At 57.7% G+C, this 20,202-nt stretch carries 20 protein-coding genes; 7 read left to right on the top strand and 13 right to left on the bottom strand.

Annotated elements, in window-relative coordinates; genetic code table 11:
- Positions 1-15: 15 nt before the first annotated feature.
- Positions 16-1,491: a DUF3375 domain-containing protein gene (locus tag HA630_RS16475; RefSeq protein WP_166836065.1), complete on the bottom strand. Its 1,476-nt coding sequence runs from the start codon at positions 1,489-1,491 to the stop codon at positions 16-18.
- Positions 1,492-1,773: 282 nt separating this feature from the next.
- On the opposite strand from HA630_RS16475, the gene HA630_RS16470 reads away from it, so the two are divergent.
- The 3 genes from HA630_RS16470 to HA630_RS16460 all read left to right on the top strand — a co-directional run bounded on the left by HA630_RS16470 (position 1,774) and on the right by HA630_RS16460 (position 4,568).
- Positions 1,774-2,070 (top strand): hypothetical protein, encoded by a 297-nt coding sequence (locus tag HA630_RS16470; RefSeq protein WP_166836063.1) that lies wholly within the window; start codon positions 1,774-1,776, stop codon positions 2,068-2,070.
- Positions 2,071-2,082: 12 nt separating this feature from the next.
- Complete coding sequence (locus HA630_RS16465) at positions 2,083-3,018, top strand: ParB/RepB/Spo0J family partition protein (RefSeq protein WP_166836062.1); 936 nt, start codon at positions 2,083-2,085, stop codon at positions 3,016-3,018.
- A 131-nt stretch (positions 3,019-3,149) separates the two neighbouring features.
- Positions 3,150-4,568 carry a hypothetical protein gene (locus HA630_RS16460; RefSeq protein ID WP_208300126.1) on the top strand — a complete coding sequence of 473 codons (1,419 nt, stop codon included), beginning with the start codon at positions 3,150-3,152 and terminating at the stop codon, positions 4,566-4,568.
- Positions 4,569-4,696: 128 nt separating this feature from the next.
- On the opposite strand, the gene HA630_RS16455 is transcribed toward HA630_RS16460, so the two are convergent.
- From HA630_RS16455 to HA630_RS16445, 3 genes are read right to left on the bottom strand one after another with little or no spacing between them, the layout of a single operon-like run.
- Positions 4,697-5,356: a hypothetical protein gene (locus HA630_RS16455; RefSeq protein WP_166836059.1), complete on the bottom strand. Its 660-nt coding sequence runs from the start codon at positions 5,354-5,356 to the stop codon at positions 4,697-4,699.
- Positions 5,357-5,393: 37 nt separating this feature from the next.
- Positions 5,394-6,401 (bottom strand): AAA family ATPase, encoded by a 1,008-nt coding sequence (locus HA630_RS16450; protein WP_166836057.1) that lies wholly within the window; start codon positions 6,399-6,401, stop codon positions 5,394-5,396.
- A 30-nt stretch (positions 6,402-6,431) separates the two neighbouring features.
- A complete protein-coding gene (locus HA630_RS16445; protein ID WP_166836056.1) occupies positions 6,432-7,037 on the bottom strand; it encodes a hypothetical protein in 606 nt (201 codons plus the stop codon).
- A gap of 134 nt (positions 7,038-7,171) precedes the next feature.
- On the opposite strand from HA630_RS16445, the gene HA630_RS16440 reads away from it, so the two are divergent.
- On the top strand, positions 7,172-7,447 hold the full coding sequence (locus HA630_RS16440) for a helix-turn-helix transcriptional regulator (RefSeq protein WP_166836054.1): 276 nt from the start codon (positions 7,172-7,174) through the stop codon (positions 7,445-7,447).
- Positions 7,448-8,876: 1,429 nt separating this feature from the next.
- On the opposite strand, the gene HA630_RS16430 is transcribed toward HA630_RS16440, so the two are convergent.
- On the bottom strand, positions 8,877-10,619 hold the full coding sequence (locus HA630_RS16430; protein WP_208300125.1) for an autotransporter outer membrane beta-barrel domain-containing protein: 1,743 nt from the start codon (positions 10,617-10,619) through the stop codon (positions 8,877-8,879).
- 62 nt (positions 10,620-10,681) lie between these two features.
- On the opposite strand from HA630_RS16430, the gene HA630_RS16425 reads away from it, so the two are divergent.
- On the top strand, positions 10,682-11,389 hold the full coding sequence (locus tag HA630_RS16425) for a response regulator transcription factor (protein ID WP_166836050.1): 708 nt from the start codon (positions 10,682-10,684) through the stop codon (positions 11,387-11,389).
- A 52-nt stretch (positions 11,390-11,441) separates the two neighbouring features.
- A complete protein-coding gene (locus HA630_RS16420) occupies positions 11,442-13,010 on the top strand; it encodes an ATP-binding protein (protein WP_166836049.1) in 1,569 nt (522 codons plus the stop codon).
- A gap of 217 nt (positions 13,011-13,227) precedes the next feature.
- On the opposite strand, the gene HA630_RS16415 is transcribed toward HA630_RS16420, so the two are convergent.
- Both HA630_RS16415 and HA630_RS16410 read right to left on the bottom strand, forming a co-directional pair.
- A complete protein-coding gene (locus HA630_RS16415; RefSeq protein ID WP_166836047.1) occupies positions 13,228-13,893 on the bottom strand; it encodes a nucleotidyl transferase AbiEii/AbiGii toxin family protein in 666 nt (221 codons plus the stop codon).
- Positions 13,890-14,372, bottom strand: coding sequence for a helix-turn-helix transcriptional regulator (locus HA630_RS16410; protein ID WP_166836046.1), 483 nt, complete (start codon positions 14,370-14,372; stop codon positions 13,890-13,892). The genes HA630_RS16415 and HA630_RS16410 overlap by 4 nt, the downstream gene beginning before the upstream one ends.
- Here HA630_RS16410 and HA630_RS16405 point away from each other — a divergent pair.
- Entirely contained in the window at positions 14,371-14,694 is a 324-nt protein-coding gene (locus HA630_RS16405) for a hypothetical protein (RefSeq protein ID WP_166836045.1), read from the top strand. The genes HA630_RS16410 and HA630_RS16405 overlap by 2 nt on opposite strands.
- A gap of 47 nt (positions 14,695-14,741) precedes the next feature.
- Here HA630_RS16405 and HA630_RS16400 read toward each other — a convergent pair whose 3' ends face one another.
- The 6 genes from HA630_RS16400 to HA630_RS16375 form a co-directional block, all read right to left on the bottom strand.
- A complete protein-coding gene (locus HA630_RS16400; RefSeq protein ID WP_208300124.1) occupies positions 14,742-14,975 on the bottom strand; it encodes a hypothetical protein in 234 nt (77 codons plus the stop codon).
- Positions 14,968-15,579 carry a DUF6088 family protein gene (locus HA630_RS16395; RefSeq protein WP_166836044.1) on the bottom strand — a complete coding sequence of 204 codons (612 nt, stop codon included), beginning with the start codon at positions 15,577-15,579 and terminating at the stop codon, positions 14,968-14,970. Before HA630_RS16395 ends, HA630_RS16400 begins: the two co-directional genes overlap by 8 nt.
- Positions 15,580-15,632: 53 nt before the next feature.
- On the bottom strand, positions 15,633-17,402 hold the full coding sequence (locus HA630_RS16390; RefSeq protein ID WP_166836043.1) for an integrase family protein: 1,770 nt from the start codon (positions 17,400-17,402) through the stop codon (positions 15,633-15,635).
- 515 nt (positions 17,403-17,917) lie between these two features.
- On the bottom strand, positions 17,918-18,613 hold the full coding sequence (locus HA630_RS16385) for an SOS response-associated peptidase (RefSeq protein ID WP_166836041.1): 696 nt from the start codon (positions 18,611-18,613) through the stop codon (positions 17,918-17,920).
- A 399-nt stretch (positions 18,614-19,012) separates the two neighbouring features.
- Positions 19,013-19,717 carry a glutathione S-transferase gene (locus HA630_RS16380; RefSeq protein WP_166836039.1) on the bottom strand — a complete coding sequence of 235 codons (705 nt, stop codon included), beginning with the start codon at positions 19,715-19,717 and terminating at the stop codon, positions 19,013-19,015.
- 9 nt (positions 19,718-19,726) lie between these two features.
- The gene (locus HA630_RS16375; protein ID WP_166836037.1) at positions 19,727-20,173 is read right to left on the bottom strand and encodes an HIT family protein; all 447 of its coding nucleotides are present in this window, start codon (positions 20,171-20,173) and stop codon (positions 19,727-19,729) included.
- Between the last annotated feature and the right edge of the window lie 29 nt (positions 20,174-20,202).

Genomic DNA, 20,202 nt, shown 5'->3' with positions numbered 1-20,202 from the left:
TTACATTCTTGTGTTTCAGCGGCTGAAGATCACCCGGGGCAATCGGGCCTGGCGCTCCACCGGCTCGCCCTGCCCGTCGCAAGCCACCCAGCGGATAGGCTCCTGCACCGATTCGTCGACCACCGCCTTCCAACTGTCGCCCAAGGCGCCGCTGGCCGCGTCCTTGTGGGCCAACTCCAGATAGGCAACCAGCTCGGCCAAGCCCTGCTGCAAGGGCGTCGCCTGCAACAGCGCCTGCAAGGTGATCTGTCCCTGGCCACGCAAGGCGTGTTGTATGGCGGTGCCCAGACGGGCCTTGTCCACCACGGTCTGGTCAAACAGGCGGGCCGTGTCCAGTTCGTCGTTACCGGCCAGCAGTTCTACCGACGCCAGGCGGGGTTTGGGCGCAGGGGTGAACAACGGGCGTTCCAAAGGCAAGGTGATGTCGGCCGCCATGTCATCGATCTCAATGAGCGGCTCGCGCGGCGGCGCTTCGCGGACCGCCAGGGCCTTGCTTTCGATGCCGTGCAGCAGGTCCAGGATGCGGCGGTTTTCCAGAAAGGCACGGTCGTCCAGAAACCGCCGCAGCTGTTGCGACAGTTGGGCCACCGTGCGTTGGGTGTGTTCACCTGCCTCCAGCCAGTCGTGATGTACCCGACGCAGGCGTGGCTCGGGTTTCAGGGCGGCCACCGGTGGCAGGCTCAGCACCTCGTCCAGGCGCTGGGACAACTCATCCTGCCGGCGGCTGGACATGAGAAAGTCCCAGAATGCACGGAAGCTGCGCCCTTGGTCGGAGTCGCCAATGGCGTCGCGCTCGCCCATGATCTCGTCCAGCAAGGCGCCCTTGCTGCCCTCCCACAGGGCGATTTTTTCGCGGACCTTGCGGTCGAGCTGTCGGAAGTTGAACTCCACCTCGCGGAAGTCGGCCAACAGTTCGCGCGCCAGTTGCTGAAATTGCTGGAAGCGGTCTTTCACCGCCGTTTCGTCCAGCAGGGCCACGTCGCCCGCCAACACGCGCTGTATTTCGGTGTCGATCTCATCGCGCTTGCGTTGCAACTCGGCCACGCGCTTGATGGGGTCGGCTTCGGTGCCGGCGCTGATTTGCTCCAGCAAGGAGAACAAGGTCAGCAGACGCGATTCGGTGCCGACGAAGGCGCGTTCGGTCAGAGAAGTGAGCCAGGCAATGGCTTTTTCTGTCGCAGGGGTGAGGTCAAACTGGGCTTCGTCGGTGCCGGGCTTGTAAAACTTGCGCAACCAGCCTTTGTCGGGGGAAGCCCAGTCGTTCAAATAGTCTTGAGCGCGCTTGGGGTAGGCATCGGCACCCAATTGTTCGCGCAGGGCGAACAGCTCGTCTTCCAGCGCCTCCGCGAGGTCTGCTTCGGGCATGGTCCGCACGTTGGGCAGTACAAAAACGCGATGCAAAAAGCTGGCCACCAGGGGAGCATGGGGTGAGGCCAGCAGCCGCCAGGCGGGGTGGCGGTCGCGCAGGGTGGCGAGGGTCAGGTGGTCCACGGCGCCAGTCGTTCAGCGTCTCGACCACGATTTGCTCGAACAGGTAACTGCTCCGTACTCACTGCTGCTTGCCCTCCTTTGCAAGGGCACAGTGTACGAAAACCTCCGACAGCACGCCCCTGGACGAAGGGTCAAAATAATCGGCCGAAAACGGGCCGCTTAAAAAATTTTCCCGAAAAACTGCTTCAGAATGACTCTTGCGCAGGAGACGTCTGAAAAGACAAACGCCTCGATGGGGATCGAGGCGCCTGCTGTGCAGCGGTTGAGTGCCGCACGGTTTTCGTGGAAGAAAACACCGTTATGGTACTCCAGATCCCCCTCACTTCACGAGGGCGGAGCAGAACCGCTGCGATCCACAACGCCAGCGGAGTCTGCCATGAACATCAATCAATAGCCGCAGGGGTTCAGTCCCCAAAAGCCCTGACCTTTGTCAATGGCCAGGAAGAGCTTCGCTCGCACGTACAAACATCGTCCTGTTCTTTGGACGCCGACATCAAGCGCGTGCTTGAACATCTACTGCAGCCTGAATACCTGATTTTGCTGATAGCGGTATGCCTGGCTGATCGATTTTTCTTTTGATCTGGAGCCCACATGAACAACCCCAAACACGATGGCATTGACCAACCTACACAAGGAGTCATGATGTACATTGACCCAGCGTCCATCCGACGACCTGAATTCAATCGCTCTTCGGCCTCCTTCTGCGACTCGGATTACGAAGCACTTCTGACATCCATCAAAGCAGCCGGGGGAAACACGTCAGCCATTGAAGTGATCAAATCGAATGAGGCTGGCTACACCTACGAACTCATTAGCGGAGAACGTCGACTTCAGTGCTGCGTCGACCTCGAAATCCCAGTGTTTGCAGCAATCATTGCCACAGCCAATGCGAAAGACATTCTCAAGAAGCGCATTCTTGAAAATTGTTATCGTAAGAAACACAGTCCCGTTGAGTTGGGAATGATTTGCAACGATGCAATCGAGAAGCAGATCGTTCGAAACGTCAGTGACTTTTCGATGCAGATGGGACTTGACAAATCCCAAGTTCACAAAGCGATGAGGTCGACAACAATTCATAAAGAAGTACGGGTTGTATTCGATGTCGCGGGAGGAATGACATACGCGATGGTAGACACCTTGCTCAAGCTGAACCACGAGCACGAGTCGGAACTTTTGCAAGCAGCACAAATTATCAAGGACAGTGGTGGCGCCTTGAAGGCCAGTGAATTATTCGGTCGAATCAAGCACCAAGTCGCCGAACTGTTGGCCAAAGAGGAAGAACAACTAGGCTCTAAAAAGCCAAAAGTGGAACGATTCCACTCAAGCCAACCGAAGCCGATTTCAAAAGATGAGCGTAAGGTTGGAACGCTGATTCACGCAACAGACGGCCACCTCAGAATCACCATAAACCAAGAGTTGGATAAGCGGACCGCCGAAGCAATTCACGACGCAGTGACAAAGGAGCTCTCTCGCAGGAGAAATCGGAAGGCATCCGAGCAAGACTCTCAAAATGCCAAAGAGGTGTGATCATGAAGAGACCGAACTCCGAAAGGAATGCGGTGAACGCTGATCCGCGGACACACGAACGACAACAGACGACGAATCTTCAACGTCATCGAAACGGTATTCACGTCATCGAAAATAGGACATTTCCGAACGTGTCCCCTGAATACATTTCCAGACGTTCGGAAATGTCCCCCGGTGCCGCGAATGCGGCGCCGGGTCGGTGTAGCGATTCAGCCCGCGATCAGGCTGTTGCAACTGGCATGACAGGCGGCGGAAGTGCGGGAGCACTTTCGCAGTCTGGCGTGTCGGTTGCTGCAGCCGAAGCAAAGTCACAGAAAACGTCTGTGACTGACCATGGCGCTGAATCGCGTCATATGCCACTGAGCGATGACGAAAGTAAACACGATGACGCGATGGACAACGTCGTCGGCATGTCGAAATCGGAACCGGACGGAAGCACAGAAACCGTCCAGGCAGCGGATCTTTACGAGCACGAAATCATCGAGAAAGCGAGGCAATTCGTTGCCGAAGCCCATGCCGCAAGCGCGAAAGAAACCGGCGGCAAGCCCCTCAGAAAGTCGACAATCGAGGCGTATGCGAAGTACGTCTCAGCCTACCAAAATCGAGGAGATCCAAGCGAAGGGGTTGACGAGTTCGTCGCCCGCAGGTCAGCGAATTCGAACTCGTTTTATGTGATTCGAGCGGCGTTGAAACATGACTCTGCCGTGCGAATGCAAACTTTTCTCGCCGAGTTCGAACAAGCCGAAGTTGATGCAAGGGCTTCGCTGCTAGCAAAAATCTATGACGCAATCACAGACTACAGTGCACTGAGCAATACCAAGAGAAAAGATGCGTTGCAGGATCTGGGCATCAAGCGGAGAAAAGCTCGAAGCAAGAAAGAAGATCTTGGAAAGTTTCCAGAATCGCTTTTAGAGCAGTTTCTCGAGATCAACCGAAGTTCAGAGAGCTATCGGATACTCGGCTCGATTCAATGCTTGACGGGCTGCCGTCCGGAAGAACTCAAAAATGGAGTCACGATCAGGGCACTGAAGCAATCGGTTGAGTTTTCTTTCAAAGGAGCCAAGACCGGAAAGAACAAGGGACAAGAGAGGCGTAAGTTTGAGATCGATACAGCATTCTTGCCAGCCTGGCTGCGCGAGACATTTTCAAGTGCAAGTGGTGAAACGTTTCAATTGAAATCAACAGATGCCTTTAGAATGCACTACAGCCGGATCAGCTCAGCACTGGTTGATGACAGCGGCAAGCCCACGCACCATCGCCTCCCACTTTCGCCGTATATTTTTCGTCACTTATTGGTGACAGAGATGCGCGAGTCCGGGTGGACCGATTCTGAAATAGCACCGGTCATCGGGGATCAGTCAGGAGATACCGTCAGATATCATTACGGCACCTTTATTCCAGCAAAAAAGCGTGGAACACTTCGGTCGAAAGTGATCAAGTCCTCAGTTGATGCATCCCAAATCGATAAAGTTCGACCGCCGACGAAAACTACCGAAACACTTTATGAGTTCAAGAATCGAATTGGCAAGAAGATCAAGCCTTTGGGTTGACTGCTTAACGTCAAAATTTCAGATTTTTACGCATTGAGGTTGACGGGGTTGGGGTGATCACATGGTCAGGTTGATTTGAAATGGGGTGACCCAGGGTAGTTTCACAGCCCTGGGTCTTTTCAGTCCAATCATTTGCTACGACTACTCCAGTAGCTTGATATCAGGAAATCCTGGAGTTGCTCCAGCGTGCGGTGACTCGGCCACTGACGCGGTACAGAGCCAAGTCCATGGTGTCCATGTCTACGTCCATGAGTCGCATCATGGCGAATAGTGTTCAAAAAAGTGCGCAACTCCTTGCCAAGTCGTTGTCCGCTGCGAATCACACTGTCACAACTCGAACAACGTGACAAAGTGGACTTCGGGTGCTTCTTGCCACCGCACGTCTGGCAAATGTTCGCCGTCCTTTCTTGGAGCCTGCGCGCGATGCCGCGGATGACCTTGTCGGACAGAGGGTGCCGGTAGCATTTGATCTCTCCATAGAAGTCAAACACGGGTTGCCGCGTCACCCTAATCTTTGCGCAAGGCCCTGAAAAATCAAACTCAAGCTGCGCGATCGCGCTGTCACGCAGGGCCGCCTTTGCGCTGCGGTTGGAACTGAGTGCGGAATTCAGGCTGACGATGCATTCCGTGACTGCGGCTCGCCAAGCCGCAGGACAGCGTTCTATCGTTTCGCAGAGAAACGAGCGGTGGCCGGTGTAGACCCAGGACGGCTCGAGTTCGAAGGACTCTGCCTGCTGGCAAAGCGTGGATTCGGCCGCTTCAATGGCGCGCAATTTTGCAAATGACATGGTGTTCTCCTTGTTGGTGAGTGATGGATAAAAGCAATCAGAGGAAGCCAATGCGTTGCTGACGTGCATTGCGACGCCGTGGCAAATCGCAAAGCTGGACCTTGCTGCTGTTGCGCAGCGCCGCGGCGCCCAGGCATTCACGCAGCGTCTGGCGCAGGTCCCGGGGCGACTCGGCATCCAGGGCCTCGACGACGTCATCCGTCAGAATGGGTTCGAAATTCGCCCCCCAGGGCTGCCCAAGCAGCTCTTTGAGGAACACCCGTCGCGCCAGCTTTGCGATTTGTTCCTGCGTCGGTGCCGGGACCTCAACAACCCGAAAACGACTCAGAAGTGCTTCATTGATCTGCTTCACGTTATTTGCCGTGGCCACATACGAGACCCATTCCAAATTCAAACCCACGCGAAACCCGTCATCCACGAAGTGCTTTGCAGAGTGAGGCTCCAGCAAAGAGAACAGTGCCCCCAGCGGATCAGAGTTCCGGTCGCTGGGCGCTTTGTCGATCTCGTCGAGCAGCACCAGTGGCTGCAGCGCCGGGGTGCCGACGACGGCAGCTTCTATGGCTTGTTTGACAAGCCAGCCCGGTCCGCCGCCAGAGTACTGCTCGTCGAGCCCTCCGAGGGCGAAGGACGCTGTGCTGTGCGATAGCGAAAACTCCCAAAACCCGGTGAACAGTGCTTCTTCAATACGTCGCACCAAATAGGTTTTGCCCACGCCAGGTGGTCCCAGCAAAAGCAAGTGATGCGGCACGAACGGCGCGCCGGGCAGCAGGTGCGACAGCACAAGGTGCTTACGCAACACATCGAACACTGCCTTGGCGTGTTCAAAATCACGCTCAAGTTCGTTCAGCGCCTCAATCGGTGGCGGAGCGGGGCGCAGCATCGTCTGCGGACATGACCGAAGCCGTTGGAGGTAGACCGTCGCCGAGCTCGATTTGTCGAACTTGTTTCGACCGGCCAATGCGCGATCAACTTCAGCGGGGTCGTAAAAATCGAATTCAAACCCGCTTTTGGGCAGAGGGTGGTCAAACAAGTCTTCTTGTTGCATTGTTCTCTCCTTTTGATGTGCATCACTGGTTCACTTCAAGCAGCCGAGGGCCTGATGGCAGCGCTCTCGGATTTCCCATATTTCTGAAGGCACACCGCCGGGGCCGAAATGGCGGCCCGGATGGGCTGTGTCGAAGTACGAGAAAACAACATCGGCTTCGTCGGCTTTGCGCACAAGGAAGGGGCGCAGCTTCTTCAGCACGTTGTATGCATGCGCTCCGTCATACACGAGCAGGTGAATCGGACGGGTGTAGCTGTCACGATGCTTGAGCCGGCCAAGCCGACCGCTCTCCCCGACTCGCTCTTGAAACGTGCGCAGGGTTTCCAGGCAGTTCTGGGGAATCTGAACTCTCAAACGGAAGTTGAACCCATTGCCGCAATCTCGGAAAGCTTTGGCCAAGGTGATGCTGCCCTCGCCGTCGAAGAGCCCAGCCGCGTTGGAGAGGTCGAGCAGCTTGAGAACGATCTGGACGTACCGTTTCGGCAGGTACTGCCGGACCAATTCCGCTGCCAGCGGAGACTTGTTCCAAGCAAGATATTTCAGCTCGTCGTGGTTGAACGTGGCGAGCGTTCGCTTGAGTTTTGCGGGTTTGCGACGGCATATCGCATGAGTGTTGTTCTTTCTTTGGTGGCTCATGATTGGCTCCTGTTTGCTCGATGCATGTAGTGTAAACACTCTTTAACGAAAGTATGGGCTTCTCAATGGTTAAAATTTTTTTGTAGCGCGAACGCAACATTTACAGAAGTATTGGCTCTGTGTAGGATCCCCAGATGATCAGATTCAAAATCAAAGAGCTCGTAGAAAAGAAGAGTTTCAAAGACGGTGTTCGTATCCGGTTGGAGGACGTCGCGGTAGCTACCGGTATACATCGGGTCACTCTGACGAACATATCGAGTCCTCGCGGTGCAAACACCACGACGGACAACCTGGACAGGATGTGTCACTACTTTGGTTGCAGGCTGGATGAGCTCGTCGAGTACATCCCCTCAGAGCCGCCACCTCCCAGGAAAAAGCCCACGAAGAAGGGCGAGTCCTCTGACGAATAGCGAGGGCGGAGAGCGATAAGGTAGAAGCGGTAGAGGCATGTTTGAACGCAATCGCCACCCTTGAGGTAGAGTGACGATCGCATGGGAACTGCCTGGTTTCGTTTAGGTTTGTATGATTCCCGTCCGCGGTTGGAGCCGACAGTTTTGCCTCAGCCTGGCAAGGGCGGGGGTCGTACGAACCTCGATGGAGGAAACCGCGGATCCCGAGACTGAACGCTGGGGCCACTCCGGCGCAACCGATTGATGAGTTCTTTGGCAACAGGCTGGATCAAAACCTCCGCCCTAGGCCCGTAGCACACCAGCAACAAATTCAAGACCTTTCTCGCCGCCAACTCGGATGAGGCGAACAAGTTCTGCCTGGCAGGCCCTTCACTTCGCTGTTGATTGCTGCTTCCAGGGCGCACGGCCACGGATCAGTTTGGTGCAGCTGCTCGTGACGTTCACTGTGCATAGCCTGCTCAGCTTTGTTGGTTGGGCTTACGGTGCACTCCGGTACCATACAGCACGACCAATCCGGCAGTCTCTTCTGCAGCGGGAGCGGTCTTTCAATCCGTCGTTATTAACTTTGGCCACCGCTCGACCCAGCAACATTGATGATCAAAATCGTCTATGACGTTAACTTTCGGTCTTTGGCCATCAGGAAATCTGTCGACGTAACGCTGAACGACTTCGACTGGCACGATTGGATCAAGTCGCCCTACCCAATGTACTTGTGGAATGAGGCGCAGGCGGCTCCACTCTTCAGCAGGATTCAGAGATCCCACCAGAGGGCTCAGATGCATCAGCCGAGCCCAGTGCTCAATATCTAGGTTGCCTGCAATCGTGACCACGTCTTGAACATCGGTACGTCGAGCAGCAAGCAATAGAGCCATTACAGCGCCACCGCTGTATCCGACCAGACGCAGTGAATCTGCCGAGGAGGATCTCTTGATATGGTCGAGCGCCGCTGACGACCATTTAACGGCTTGGGAACTGTAACGGTGGGTGGTCCATACACTTACCGTGCAATCCTCACGCGCCTGAGTATTCACGTACTGGCATGGACGGGCAAGGTACGCCGCAGGCCCGGGATCCTGAATAGCTAGTTGGAGTGCAAGTGGCCGGAATGGCGTTGGGTCTGGGGAGGGAAGTGCCGGGCTTAACCAAGCCAGTCCGTCTCCCTCGATATACACCGTCAGCGCCTCACCTTTGGGTGAGCGAGCTTTCATCGCAACCTGGACCGGTTCGTCTAACGCAGGTTGGCTAGGCCACAGCCAGCCGCGCTCCAAAGCAAGGCTTCTTGCAGCCTCGATTCGGCTCTCTACGGAGGGAACCCCGCTACCAAATGGATGTTTACCGCCGGTGCATCCAGACGACATCGCCAAGACAAGAAAGACCCCGACCGGTAGCAGGGGCCGGAGCCTGTACACCTTATGCTGCGCCCAATGGATCAGAAACTCCAGCGAGCCTTTACAGAGGCGGTTGCGTTGTGGAAACCAGCACGTTTCTCGACATCCAGGCGAGACGTGACTTCGGCACCTGCCGATGTCGTGTGGACAAAACCGAGACCAGCTTTCAGCGTCCATGGATCGGGCCGGATGCCATTCGTAACAAAGCCCAAAGTCGGAGCACCTGCAAACGAAGCCGTGATGCTGGAGCCCTTCGCGTGGAAATCATAGCCAATGCCCGCGTTGACAGACAGAAGGGTTGAAGACGACAACTGATGATTGAACTTGACATCACCGCCAAGGACAAGCTGAGTTGTAGTTCTGGCATTGACGTTGAGGTTCAACAATCCCGCCCCTGTTTCGGCGTAAGCATCATCGCGCAGGCGCGTGTAGTCAAGTCTGATGGATGGCACATAAGCTGTTTTTTCGCTCAGTGTGCGTACCGTTCCCCAACCAACGCCTGCATGGAAGGATGTCGTGTTGTAGCTCGATTGGGCAACTGTATTGGTGAATGCAATGGTACGGGTACCTTTGTTAGTGTTGCGACCATAATCGAACTGGAAGTTGATTTCAGAGCCGTTGCCCAACGCACGGCTGCCGTAACCAATCAACTGGTACAGATTCACCGCCGCACTGCTGGGGGCGACAGCGGAGCGGCCATCAATGCTGCTCTTGGCCCAAGCAAAAGCCAACCCAACGTTGGTGTGATCAGACAATGCGCCATCAAGCCCCATGGCCATGCCACCAGTACTGGCCTTGAAGCCGGCAATTGACCCCTGATCTGATTGTCGTGCCCATGAGCCGAACGGCTTGATCCAGAAATGGCGGTCACCCAAGAAGGCGTCACCGGCAGAAAGTCCGCGATTGCCGTCCAGGCGAGCCAAAATTATCCGGTTGATGCTTGCCAGTGCACTCGTGGTTGCCAGTTGTGAACTGCCCACCAAAAGCGGCAGAGTCTGAGAGGCTGCATCTGAAACGGCTTGATCACCGGTAAGACCTGCACCGGTGAACAATGCAAGCAAGTCAGGGGTCGCATCGATAATGCGAGCCGCGCCGTAAGCCGGCGAGTTGGTGAGGTTGCTTGAAGATGTGAAGACGCTGAGCGCTGGCGGGGGGGGTACGTAAGGATTGCCTCCAACCCCCACGCCACCTGGGCCGATCACGTAGTACCAAACATCCCCAGTAATGGACGTTCCTGCGTTGTATGTGGTGGTAACAATGTAGTAGTTGGTCCCGGCTGTGAGCGACTGCGATACCTGGGAGCACCAGCTTGGAGAGCCACATGTACCGGCGTTCGTCAGGCCCAGACCAGCTTGGGCTCCTCCGCTATCATCGTTGAGCACCAACGCGTTCTGAGACGGGTTAGTGGGGTCATAACTTCCACCGTAGACGATGATGACCGTATCGAAGTTAGCTTTGCTCGTGCCGAAGGTATATGTGCCACTCGTGCTCGGATTGAAGTACTGCGAGTTGTAGTTGTATGTCTGTGCCCCAGGAGATGCGAGCTGCGTTAAATCATACAAACTCCCATCGTTTATCTGGAAAGAGCCTGTTGTACCAGAGGCAGAGAACTCCGTTGTAATCTGCGCCATCGAAAGTGACGCCAAGCACATTGTTGCCAAAGCAACAGCGGTTTTGTGTGATTTGAATGTTTGAAGCATGCTTATCCAACGAGGCAGATGAGTTTGAGAAATCTGCTGTATGGTTCCAAGAACAAGAAACAAAAAGCTCTCAAAACCTCTCATTCACGAGAGGCTTGAACTGCTAGGCTTGATCTATGTCAGATACCATACAACCACCCTCGTCCTTGTCCACTGTTGCCGTGGTGGAGGATGAGAGTGTCCTGCGCGAGGAGTTGACGTTTCAGCTTCAACATCGGGGCTTCAACGTGGTTTCGTTCGGGGATGCATCCGGCCTTTATCGACACATGGCTACTCAGCCCCTCGCCGTAGCGATACTGGATGTGGGCCTGCCTGGCGAAGATGGGCTCAGCATAGGCACACTGCTGCGCACTCACAACCCACAAATTGGCATCGTTTACTTGACGGCTCGCAGCCAGCGGGAAGACAAATTGGCTGGCTGGAACGCAGGGGCGGACGCATTCTTGATCAAACCTGTGGACATGGACGAGTTGGACTTGCTGTTGCGTCGGTTGATTGCGCGACAAATCGCATTAGCCCCGGCACAGGCACCCCACTCACACACCAAACAAGCGGCGCAAGAACACGAAACCTGGAAGCTCAACAACGCCAAGGCCATGCTGGTGGCCCCCGATGGCAGCCGAGTGAAGCTGACGTTGACCGAGCTACAAATACTGACCGAACTTGTAACCAAGAAGGGAAGACCCTGTAAACACGCCGAGTTGGCGCGAGCCATAGGGCTGCAGCCAGACGAGTGGGATCGTCACCGGCTGGAGGTGATCGTGAGTCGGCTGCGGCTAAAGGTGGAGCGAGAGACCGGACTGGAAGCCCCGCTACGCACCCTGCGAGGCACAGGATATGCGTGGGCGGCGTGAAGACACCGCGTGGCGCTGGGTGAGTCAATGTGCTGTGCTGTTGTGCCTTTGCATGTGCATCAGTGCCCAGGCAGGGCAGCTGAATTTCACACCTCAAGAACAGGCCTACCTGTCCCAAAAACGCACCGTCACCATGTGCGTAGATCCCGACTGGGCGCCTTTTGAGCGACTTGACGAGAACGGCACACACGTCGGGATCGCTGCTGACCTAATTCAACTGGTAGTGCAACGCACGGGACTGGACATCAAGCCGCTGCCTGTTCGTACGTGGGACGAGAGCCTTGCCGCATCCAAAGATGGGCGTTGCCAGATCATGAGTTTTTTGAACCAGACGCCCGAGCGTGAGAGATGGCTGCGCTTCACCTCACCCATCTTTCTAGATCCTAACGTCTTGATCACTCGTGAGGAGCATCCTTACATACCTGACCTGGCAGCCCTCAGCAACCACACGATTGCGCTGCCCAGAGGCACGATGGTGGAAGAACGTCTGCGGCAGGACTTCCCATTGCTCAAAGTGTTGACGACTGACAGTGAGCGAGAGGCTGTAGAGCTGGTGTCGGACAGGAAAGTGGACCTTACGATGCGCTCGCTGATTGTGGCTGCATACACCATCAAGCAAGAGGGCCTGTTCAACCTGAAAATTGCTGGTCAAGTGCCGCAGTACACCAACCAGCTGCGTATTGGTGTGTTGAAGGATGAGACCCATCTGCTGAGCGTGTTGGACAAGGCCGTCAGTTCCATCTCGGCACAGGAACGGGAACTGATCTCAAACAAACATGCAGCAATACAGGTACAAAAGGGCGTGGACTACACGCTGGCATGGAAAGTGGCGCTGTTTGCGATAGTCGTTCTGAGCGCGGTTGGATTCTGGCAGTACAAGCTACGTCAGCTGGAACGCGCCCGTACCGCTTTAGCGGAGGCAACCGCCGACCAAGCGTTGCAAAGCCAGCGCGAACAAAGCCAGTTGACTGCCTTGATTTCTCATGAAGTGCGAACAGCTTTGTCGGTCATTGACGCGTCAGCGAATTCATTGCTGCTGGTCATGAACACAAACGATGAAGCAAGTCTTTTACGGATTTCGCGTATCCGCGAAGGAGTACAACGCCTACTGAATTTGAGTGAACAGTTTCTGGCAAAAGACCGCTTGGAACGTGGGACGCTGAAGCCCAAGCTGGAAACCGTCGATGTTCTGGAGCTGTGCGAGTCCATATCCCGGACTTTAGATGGCAAGCAACGCGTGGTGATTTTCAATGAGGGGGACACCCATTTGCTGGCTGACCCCGCGCTGCTTCAAGTCGCGCTGCACAATCTGGTGAGCAACGCCTTGCGCTATAGCCCCGAAGGCTCACCCGTTCGGTTGGAGATTCTGGACCAAAAAACTGCACTACTGATCCGGATTACGAATTCAGGAGTAGGTATTCCAACTGATGAACAGGTGACGATTTTTTCCAGCTATGTGCGCGGCACCACTGGACAGGGAAAGCCTGGCGCGGGCCTCGGTCTGTATCTTGTTAGGCGAGTAGCCGAGTTGCATCACGGGGCAATAACACTTGTAGCCAGTGACAACTCTGGGACAACGTTTGAGCTGACTCTGCCGCGATCGGAAAACACCACGCCCTGACCGCATCGCTCAGTCATCGACCGCTGTGCATTGGATTTCTGTGATCATTCGCAATGCGAGAAGTCCGCCAACGGACGGTCGATTGATCAGGCCAGATAGTTTAGTGAATGCAGCACTAGTACCCCTTCATTTGGAGGCGTACCTGTCCTCGGGCTGCGACTATCCCGAATGACCGGAAGCGGTGATTGGCCAGCAAATCTGACTGACGGCAATCAGCCTACAGCGACCTTAGAAACTCATTAGCCGATTGTTGTGCCTGCTCGTACGTGACCTGGTAGTCCAGCCGGTCAATCGCATCGAACTGCAGTTTCAGCACCGCCTTGCGCTGCTCGACCTGACTGAGAAACGCCTCGCGGTGGCGGACCAGATATTGGCTGGCACTTTCCAGTGCCTTGGGCTCCCGTTCAATCACCAAGGCCAGGTCAAACAGGTCTCGCGCCGTCGCGCGATCCCCTCGGTGCCAGAGCTTCTTGGCTACGATTTCCGCAGAGGTCTCCACCCTCACCTGCCGCCCCAGCAACTGCCAAAGTTCGAATGGCTCTGTGGTGAGGTTCGGCGAGGCCACAAAGTCGATCTCACCCTCGGGCCGCAGCAGCTTGATATACCCTGGCCCTTCGACGTAGTCCTGTGTCACGGACTCGGCCACATCACTCAGGCGCGGTGACACGAAACCCAGGTACTGTGGATCGGGCACAAAGATATCAATGTCCTTGCTCACCCGATGGCGGTGGCGAAGCATCAACACCGTGCCGCCCCCGAATGTCCAGACGGGATCACTGATGCCGTGCTTGGTGATTTCGTCGATCAGGGCATAGGCATGGCGCAGGAGTTCTTGCCAGATGCCCGTGGGCAAGTCAGAAGGCGTGTGATCACCGGTGCTCATGCCCACACCGCCCTTGGCGATTGCAAGTCATGGGCCCACTGCAGCAGATGTTTCCACAGTGTCTTTGCGGGGCAATGGGTATGGCGAGCCACCTCTTCCACAGCACCCACGATGAGGGGCAACGGAGTTTCATCCAGAAGAGTGGCGACCAGGGGCCTGATGTTGGCCGGCAGTTGCCCCTCCACCAGCGCAGCGGCCAACGCTTCGGGTGTGAGCCCTTCTTTGTAGCTCACGCTGGCCGTGCGGCTGGCCAGCGCCAGCGCGTTATCTTTTGACGGACGCTCTGCGGCATCCAGGGTCAGCCCCAGCAGGTCCAACAGCACGATGAGTTTGGCAGCACCCAGGTCCACGATGGTGCCGGTTTCCAACTGATTGATCGTGGCGCGCGACAGGCCGCTGAGGCGGGCGAGCCTGGCCTGCGACAGGCCCAGCACCTGCCGACGCTGTTTGACGAGTTGACCGATGGACATCAGATTCATGGGTGAATTGAAGCACACGCAACCATTTTTTGTCAAATATATTCGACTATTTTTAAGCAAATTCCACTCATTCCCTTTGAAACCAGCCTACGGCAACCGTTGTCACAGCCCATTTACAACGGCCCCTCGCCCGCTACCTCAAGTCGTCAACCGTCAGCCCATGGAGCGCCAAGGTCTGCAAGATCTCTTCAATCACTGCCGTCCGTTCAGCTTCAACGTCACGCTCTGCTTCGGCAAAGAACGCCCCAGCCTTGGACAGCAGGGTTTGAAACCGCTCATCGCTCAATGGTGTCTTATCCGCAGCAGAATTGGCGCGTGTTGAAGTGACTGCACCACCTCGTTCGTTGCGATGCTTTGAGCGAACCCACATCATGCGCACCTCTGTTGTATCGGCCCTCCCAGGGCACTCAGCGAAGTGCCGCTCTTGAACGCCATGGGTTTACGGCAAGGCAAGCGAAACAAAGGGTCCAGCACCAGACACAGCCAGATGTCTTTTTTTAGGATCTCGGCCCGCCGTCCCATGACGACCGCCAGGCTCTGCAGCAGTTCGCCCTGCTCCCGAACGTCGAGGCCAAAGTAGTGTTCCTGGCGACCATCAGCCATGTGCGGTCACCCCTTCCTCGTAACGCATCAGTGCATCAACCATCCAGCCCGGCATGGCCGACTTCGCTTGACGCAAAGCCTCGAATTCCGCCTTAGGCAACTTGCGGGCCATGTGGGCAAAAGTGCCTGGCGTGACTTGCCCGCGACCCAGATACCACAGTGCCGACAGGGCCTGGCCAGCCGGCCGACCGGCCAGCACCAGTTTGCGTGCTGCCACATGTTGGAGCCGTACGTGCAACTTGCCCAGACGCACGTTGTGCGACGAACCCGTGGTGTAGAACACCGGCTGGGCGGGAACTTGCGTGCTCAGGCCAAAGCGACGCGCCGCTTCAGCCCCATGCACTTCGATGGACGCGCCCTCCGCTGCCGCCACGGCCTTTGCCACGGCTTCGGGCGCAGGCATTCTGGACAGGCCGAAGCGGCTGGGCTGAGACACCGTATAGACGCCGCGACCGATGCGCTCCAGCACACCCGCCTTGGTCAGGCGTGACAGCACCTGGTCAATCGACGCACGCGGCCCCATGCCCGCCAACAAGGCGGGCGTGAACGGCTGACCGACAGGCAGCTGGGTCAGCCGTTCACGAATGGCTTGGGAGATGTTCATGGCGGGTCTCTGATGTCAGGTCATCTATCTAAATATCTGAAAAACAGCAATTCTCAGTCCTCAGCACCCAGCCCTACCAATCCCTTGCAGGGCCCGTTCACCTTCAGGTTGATCGAATCTGGCAGCCGACTGCCAAGTTCATAACGTGCTTTTGCAATCGCGCCTTGGACGTAGGCATGAAGCGTGTGCAGCGCTTCTTGCTTTTCAGTGAAGTATTCGTAGAGGTTGTAGTGCTCGTCCTGAACGCCACCGAGCCCGTGACTGAACAGGTGCGCGCTGGCCTTGCCATCCAGCTTTTTGCTGGCCAGGTAGGTTACAAAAGTGCGCCGGATGTCACGCACGTCGAAGTCCTTCTTGATGACACCACGCGTCAACATTTCGAGTTTGATGGACAGCAGCAAGTCGCTCACCGCATCGGTGGACAGTACCTTGCTTCCGTTGGTCGTGAACAGATACGGGGTGTCGCGCTCTTTGGCGTGTGACTCGCCGATCTTGATCAAGTCTTTGGCAGGTCCCACCAAAGGCACCAAGTGCGCCCGCGCCTGGGTCCTTTTGCCTTTGGGGTCCCACAACATCAAGGACTCGCAATCCTCATCGAGATCCTCCGTCGTTGCGCGCAACACTTGAGCCAGGCGCTGCCCGCCAAGCCAGACCACCAATTGGAGCGCGCGCGAGGTGGCCGATGGCACCAAATCCAGACACAGCATGAAAAAGCCCAGCTCAAGTGACGTGAGCGAGCGCCGGCGTGCCTGGATGGCCCCGGGAATGGCCGTGATGTGCTGCAGGGGGTTGACCTGGACGAGCGATTTCCGCCGGCGCTCTCGCGGCACCGTCGATTTGGTTTTACTCTCGATGTGGTTGTTGTAGGCCGTACGCAGCATCGAGCGCAGCCGCTCGGCTTCGCGCTTCTGATTTTTGGTCTCTCCTGAGCGATTGGGATCGAATTTGTTTGTCCGCCCGTCGTATTGTTGAGAATCCGCCCGCTCCAGCGCCAGAGCCTGGTCTATACCTCGCTTGCGTGACGGTCGCACATAGACCCCATAGATCAGGTCGGCCATTTCTTCGGATGTGACTTCGTGGGCCGGCTTCTCCGCTAACGCGGGGTGGGGCACTTCGACGTGCCTTTTGAACGCCGACTTGTAGTCGCGCACCGTGGTCATGGAGCCACGGCTCGCAAGGGCTTCCAGGTACTGCTCAAAGAGCTCCTTCAACGTGGGCGCCCAGACTGCGGGCACCGGTGAAGGGTCCTGAGGTGCAGGTTCGGGTTCAGGGGCAACAGCCAGCAACGGTTCGTCTGCAGGCTGATTCACGGCCGCCTCCGGCACACTTACCGGAACAGCAGACGGCGATGCCTTGGGACGGGCGCGAGACCGCTCCAGAACAGCGCGCTCTTGCAGAACAGGCACCTCCTGTGCGCGCGGGGCACTTTCACAGGCTGCCGCCGCTGCTTGCTGAGCATGGACAACGAGGGACTGAACACGAGCGTGGCTGGCCCGAAAATCCTGGGCAATGCCCAGCAGTTGCTCCCGGGTCGGGCTGCCTGCAATCACCGCCTGATTGAAGGCCGCGTGGATTTGACGCGCCAGTTGCAGGGACATGTGGTCAGGCTCACCCTGGCTGAAACGGCCAAACGCCAGCAAGCTGGGCAACGATTGCCGGCGAAACCGAGCGATCCAGGACTTTTCGCCAGTGGGGTACACGCGCACACACAAGGTTGCGCCGCCATGCGGCACCTCGTCGCGACGCGACAGGGAGATTAACTCGGGGCGTTCCCCCCTGGCTTTGAGACGGCGGATGTCCGCATCGGTGGCGTAGTTGGGCATGGCAGCGACTGAAACAAGCTCGAATCCCCCGCCCCAACCAGAAGGTTGTCGTGGGCGGGCTCCTCGAGTCGCTGTTCACATCCGCTGACGTCATGGCCGCAATGTCCAGAAGGCACAGCCAGGCGCTTTGACACCAGGGCTTGTGCTACCACTTCGGACTTTTCGTGCTACCACTTGGCTGCCGGAGGCGCAGCCAGAACGTTGACTCACGCATGTCACTTTACCCAAAAATCGAGGGTAGCAGCGCTTCAAGTCGTTGTTTTTGATGGAATTTTTCGAGTTTGTCTGAAAAGACTATTTTTCAGACATGAGGAAGCCTCAAAACTCGGCGTGCCTGTTAATCCGTAGGTCCCTGGTTCGAGCCCAGGTCGGGGAGCCAAACACAACAAAGGCTTGCAAGCGATTGCAGGCCTTTTGTCTTTTCAGCCGTGACAGGAACGTGACATCGCCATCACGTTTCCGCTCACCCGACCCCGTTCGATCCGGGTCGCCGCAGACAACCAGTTTTTACTGGGTCAATACGTCTTCTCGATGGGGTTGGCAGTAAGCCCCTCGGCCGGATACGCCCGCATGAATTCGCGCGCTTTCTCTGGCTGGGTGGCGTTCAGCCAGGCGCCGTACGCACCGTCGTTCAAGATCGCCAGCATGCGTTTTTCGCTGCCGGCATGCCCGTAACGGCGCATCAACGCGTGGCTGTTGGCGTTCACCGTGAGCAGGCAAAAACTGACGATCACCTCGCCCGCCGCACCGGTCCAGGTCTCCCACAGGCCGGCGGCGCCCATGGGTTTGCCGTCGACCCGAGCGATCCGCGTGGGCACGGCTTTGCCGCTGCGCCAGTCGTCCTGGTGAAAGGCCATCATGGGCACGATGCAACGCTGCGCACCCAGCCAGGTACCGCGAAAGTTGTTGGACGTGCTCACGGTCTCCGCGCGCGCGTTGACCAGCTTGGTCGAACGCAGTTTGGCATCCGAAGCGGACTTCACCCAGGGCGGGACCAAGCCGAACTGCCCCACGACGAGTTCGCGTCCGTTCGCGCCTGGAGACGCGTGCTCAACACCTTCGACCGAAGGCGGTACCGGTGGATTGCGGATGAAAACGCCTGGGCGGCGAGGCCAAACCTTGAGACCCACTGTGGCGTCGCTGGGCGCGTCAACTTCAAAAATGTCCCGGTACAGGTGGTCGGGACACAGGCATTCGTATTGGGAACTCATGGTGCCAATGGTAAGCCGAGCGGTTCGGCGTTGTGTCGACATCACCGACAGCCTCGCAGACCGCCCCTGGCACGGGGCTGCCGCCGGTGCGGTTGGCACCGGCTGAAGCTCATTGCGCGGCCTCACTGATCGCACCAGTCACACGCGTGTGAGGTGCACACGCAACCGAAGCCCTACGGGACGGCCCATGCGCCTCAAGCACCGGACTCGACACAAGCGATGCCCCGAATGCACAGCAAGAACGGGGCGAACTGCCTGTCGGCCACCATCCACCCCACCTGGCTCACCCGCTCCGGGGCCAGTGGCGCAGCCGGCTGCGGGAGGCGCCGCCCATGATGCGGCCACCGATCGGTCGCCAGCCCTGACAGGACTCCGGCGACGAGAAAAACACCTCCACGCTCATGCGGCCGGGGTAAAGCGCGGGAATGGGCCATCGGCGGCGGCCACCACCGCTGCCAAGGCCGGCCGCTTCTGCATGCAAGCCGCGAACAGCGCACTCCCCGTCCACCCCTGTAGCCATGCCCTGACCCTGGGCAGCGGCAAACCCTCGAACCACCCGGGGTCCACCGCCGCGAACTGCCGCACGAACGGGAAGATGCCAATGTCGGTCGCGCAGGGCGTTGGGCCACCGATGAACGGGTGGTCCCTGAGCCGGACTTCCAGCGGCCACAGGAACACGTCCAATGCCTGCTGGCGGTGGAACTGCTGCAGCGCGGGCTTGTCTTCGGGGCCGACCTGCCCATAGCGCTCAGGGTACTTGTAACGGTCGAGGTGGTGCTTGAAGTCGCGATCGTTGCGTTGCAAGAGCGCCTGGTGCTCTGGGGTGCTGGCTTGGTGCCACCAGAACTGCGCGTCGCCCATGGCATCCGGATGGTTCAGTGCCCACCCGACGATGTCCCAGCTCTGCTCCAACACCCGGCCGCCCGGCAGCACCAGAACGGGCACCGTGCCCTTGGGGGAGGCGGCCAGCAGGGCGGGCGGTTTGTGGCGCAGCGCAATCTCGTGGGCATCAAACGGGATGCCGGCGATGAGCAGCGCCATCCTGGCCCGCATGGCGTACGGACAGCGTCGGTAGGTGTAAAGCAGGGGCCGGTCGCTTGCCATGCATTGCCGTCAAAGGGGACCCAAGTGTTGCCGAAGCCGGGCGGCGTAGGCTTCCAGGGTTGGCCACCCCGGTTCTTTCCTGGGCCAGGTCAAGGCGATGCCATCGTTCGCGTGGCGCGGCACGACGTGCAGGTGCACGTGGAACACCGTCTGGTCGCCCTCCTTGCCGTTGGCCTGCAAAAGGGTGATGCCGGGCGGGTCGAAGGTCTGCTGGACCGCATGCGCCATGCGGTGCGCCGTTCGCATCAAGGCGGCCGCCTCGTCGGGGGTGCAGTCGAGCAAGGTGGCGGCGTGGCGTTTCAAGGCCACCAGCAGGTGTCCGGGGTTGACCTGGCCGAGGTCCATGAAGGCCAGGGTCTGCGCGTCTTCGTAGACGCGGGCGCTGGGAATGTCGCCGGCCACGAGTTTGCAGAAAATGCAGACGCCGGGCGGCGACGGGTCGATGAACTTGGGCATGCAGGCATCATACAAAGTGACGGTTTCCG

The organism is Aquabacterium sp. A08, from assembly GCF_011742065.1.
Note: the sequence above shows the minus strand (reverse complement) of the source record. Positions and strands in the feature narration are given on the sequence as shown.

Excerpts from the sequence above, each read along its gene's own strand:
- HA630_RS16465 (WP_166836062.1), top strand. The coding sequence starts at position 2,083 with ATGAACAACCCCAAACACGATGGCATTGACCAACCTACACAAGGAGTC.
- HA630_RS16455 (WP_166836059.1), bottom strand. The coding sequence starts at position 5,356 with ATGTCATTTGCAAAATTGCGCGCCATTGAAGCGGCCGAATCCACGCTT.
- HA630_RS16450 (WP_166836057.1), bottom strand. The coding sequence starts at position 6,401 with ATGCAACAAGAAGACTTGTTTGACCACCCTCTGCCCAAAAGCGGGTTT.
- HA630_RS16445 (WP_166836056.1), bottom strand. The coding sequence starts at position 7,037 with ATGAGCCACCAAAGAAAGAACAACACTCATGCGATATGCCGTCGCAAA.
- HA630_RS16440 (WP_166836054.1), top strand. The coding sequence starts at position 7,172 with ATGATCAGATTCAAAATCAAAGAGCTCGTAGAAAAGAAGAGTTTCAAA.
- HA630_RS16430 (WP_208300125.1), bottom strand. The coding sequence starts at position 10,619 with ATGAGAGGTTTTGAGAGCTTTTTGTTTCTTGTTCTTGGAACCATACAG.
- HA630_RS16420 (WP_166836049.1), top strand. The coding sequence starts at position 11,442 with ATGTGCATCAGTGCCCAGGCAGGGCAGCTGAATTTCACACCTCAAGAA.
- HA630_RS16415 (WP_166836047.1), bottom strand. The coding sequence starts at position 13,893 with ATGAGCACCGGTGATCACACGCCTTCTGACTTGCCCACGGGCATCTGG.
- HA630_RS16405 (WP_166836045.1), top strand. The coding sequence starts at position 14,371 with ATGGGTGAATTGAAGCACACGCAACCATTTTTTGTCAAATATATTCGA.
- HA630_RS16410 (WP_166836046.1), bottom strand. The coding sequence starts at position 14,372 with ATGAATCTGATGTCCATCGGTCAACTCGTCAAACAGCGTCGGCAGGTG.
- HA630_RS16400 (WP_208300124.1), bottom strand. The coding sequence starts at position 14,975 with ATGGCTGATGGTCGCCAGGAACACTACTTTGGCCTCGACGTTCGGGAG.
- HA630_RS16395 (WP_166836044.1), bottom strand. The coding sequence starts at position 15,579 with ATGAACATCTCCCAAGCCATTCGTGAACGGCTGACCCAGCTGCCTGTC.
- HA630_RS16390 (WP_166836043.1), bottom strand. The coding sequence starts at position 17,402 with ATGCCCAACTACGCCACCGATGCGGACATCCGCCGTCTCAAAGCCAGG.
- HA630_RS16385 (WP_166836041.1), bottom strand. The coding sequence starts at position 18,613 with ATGAGTTCCCAATACGAATGCCTGTGTCCCGACCACCTGTACCGGGAC.
- HA630_RS16380 (WP_166836039.1), bottom strand. The coding sequence starts at position 19,717 with ATGGCAAGCGACCGGCCCCTGCTTTACACCTACCGACGCTGTCCGTAC.
- HA630_RS16375 (WP_166836037.1), bottom strand. The coding sequence starts at position 20,173 with ATGCCCAAGTTCATCGACCCGTCGCCGCCCGGCGTCTGCATTTTCTGC.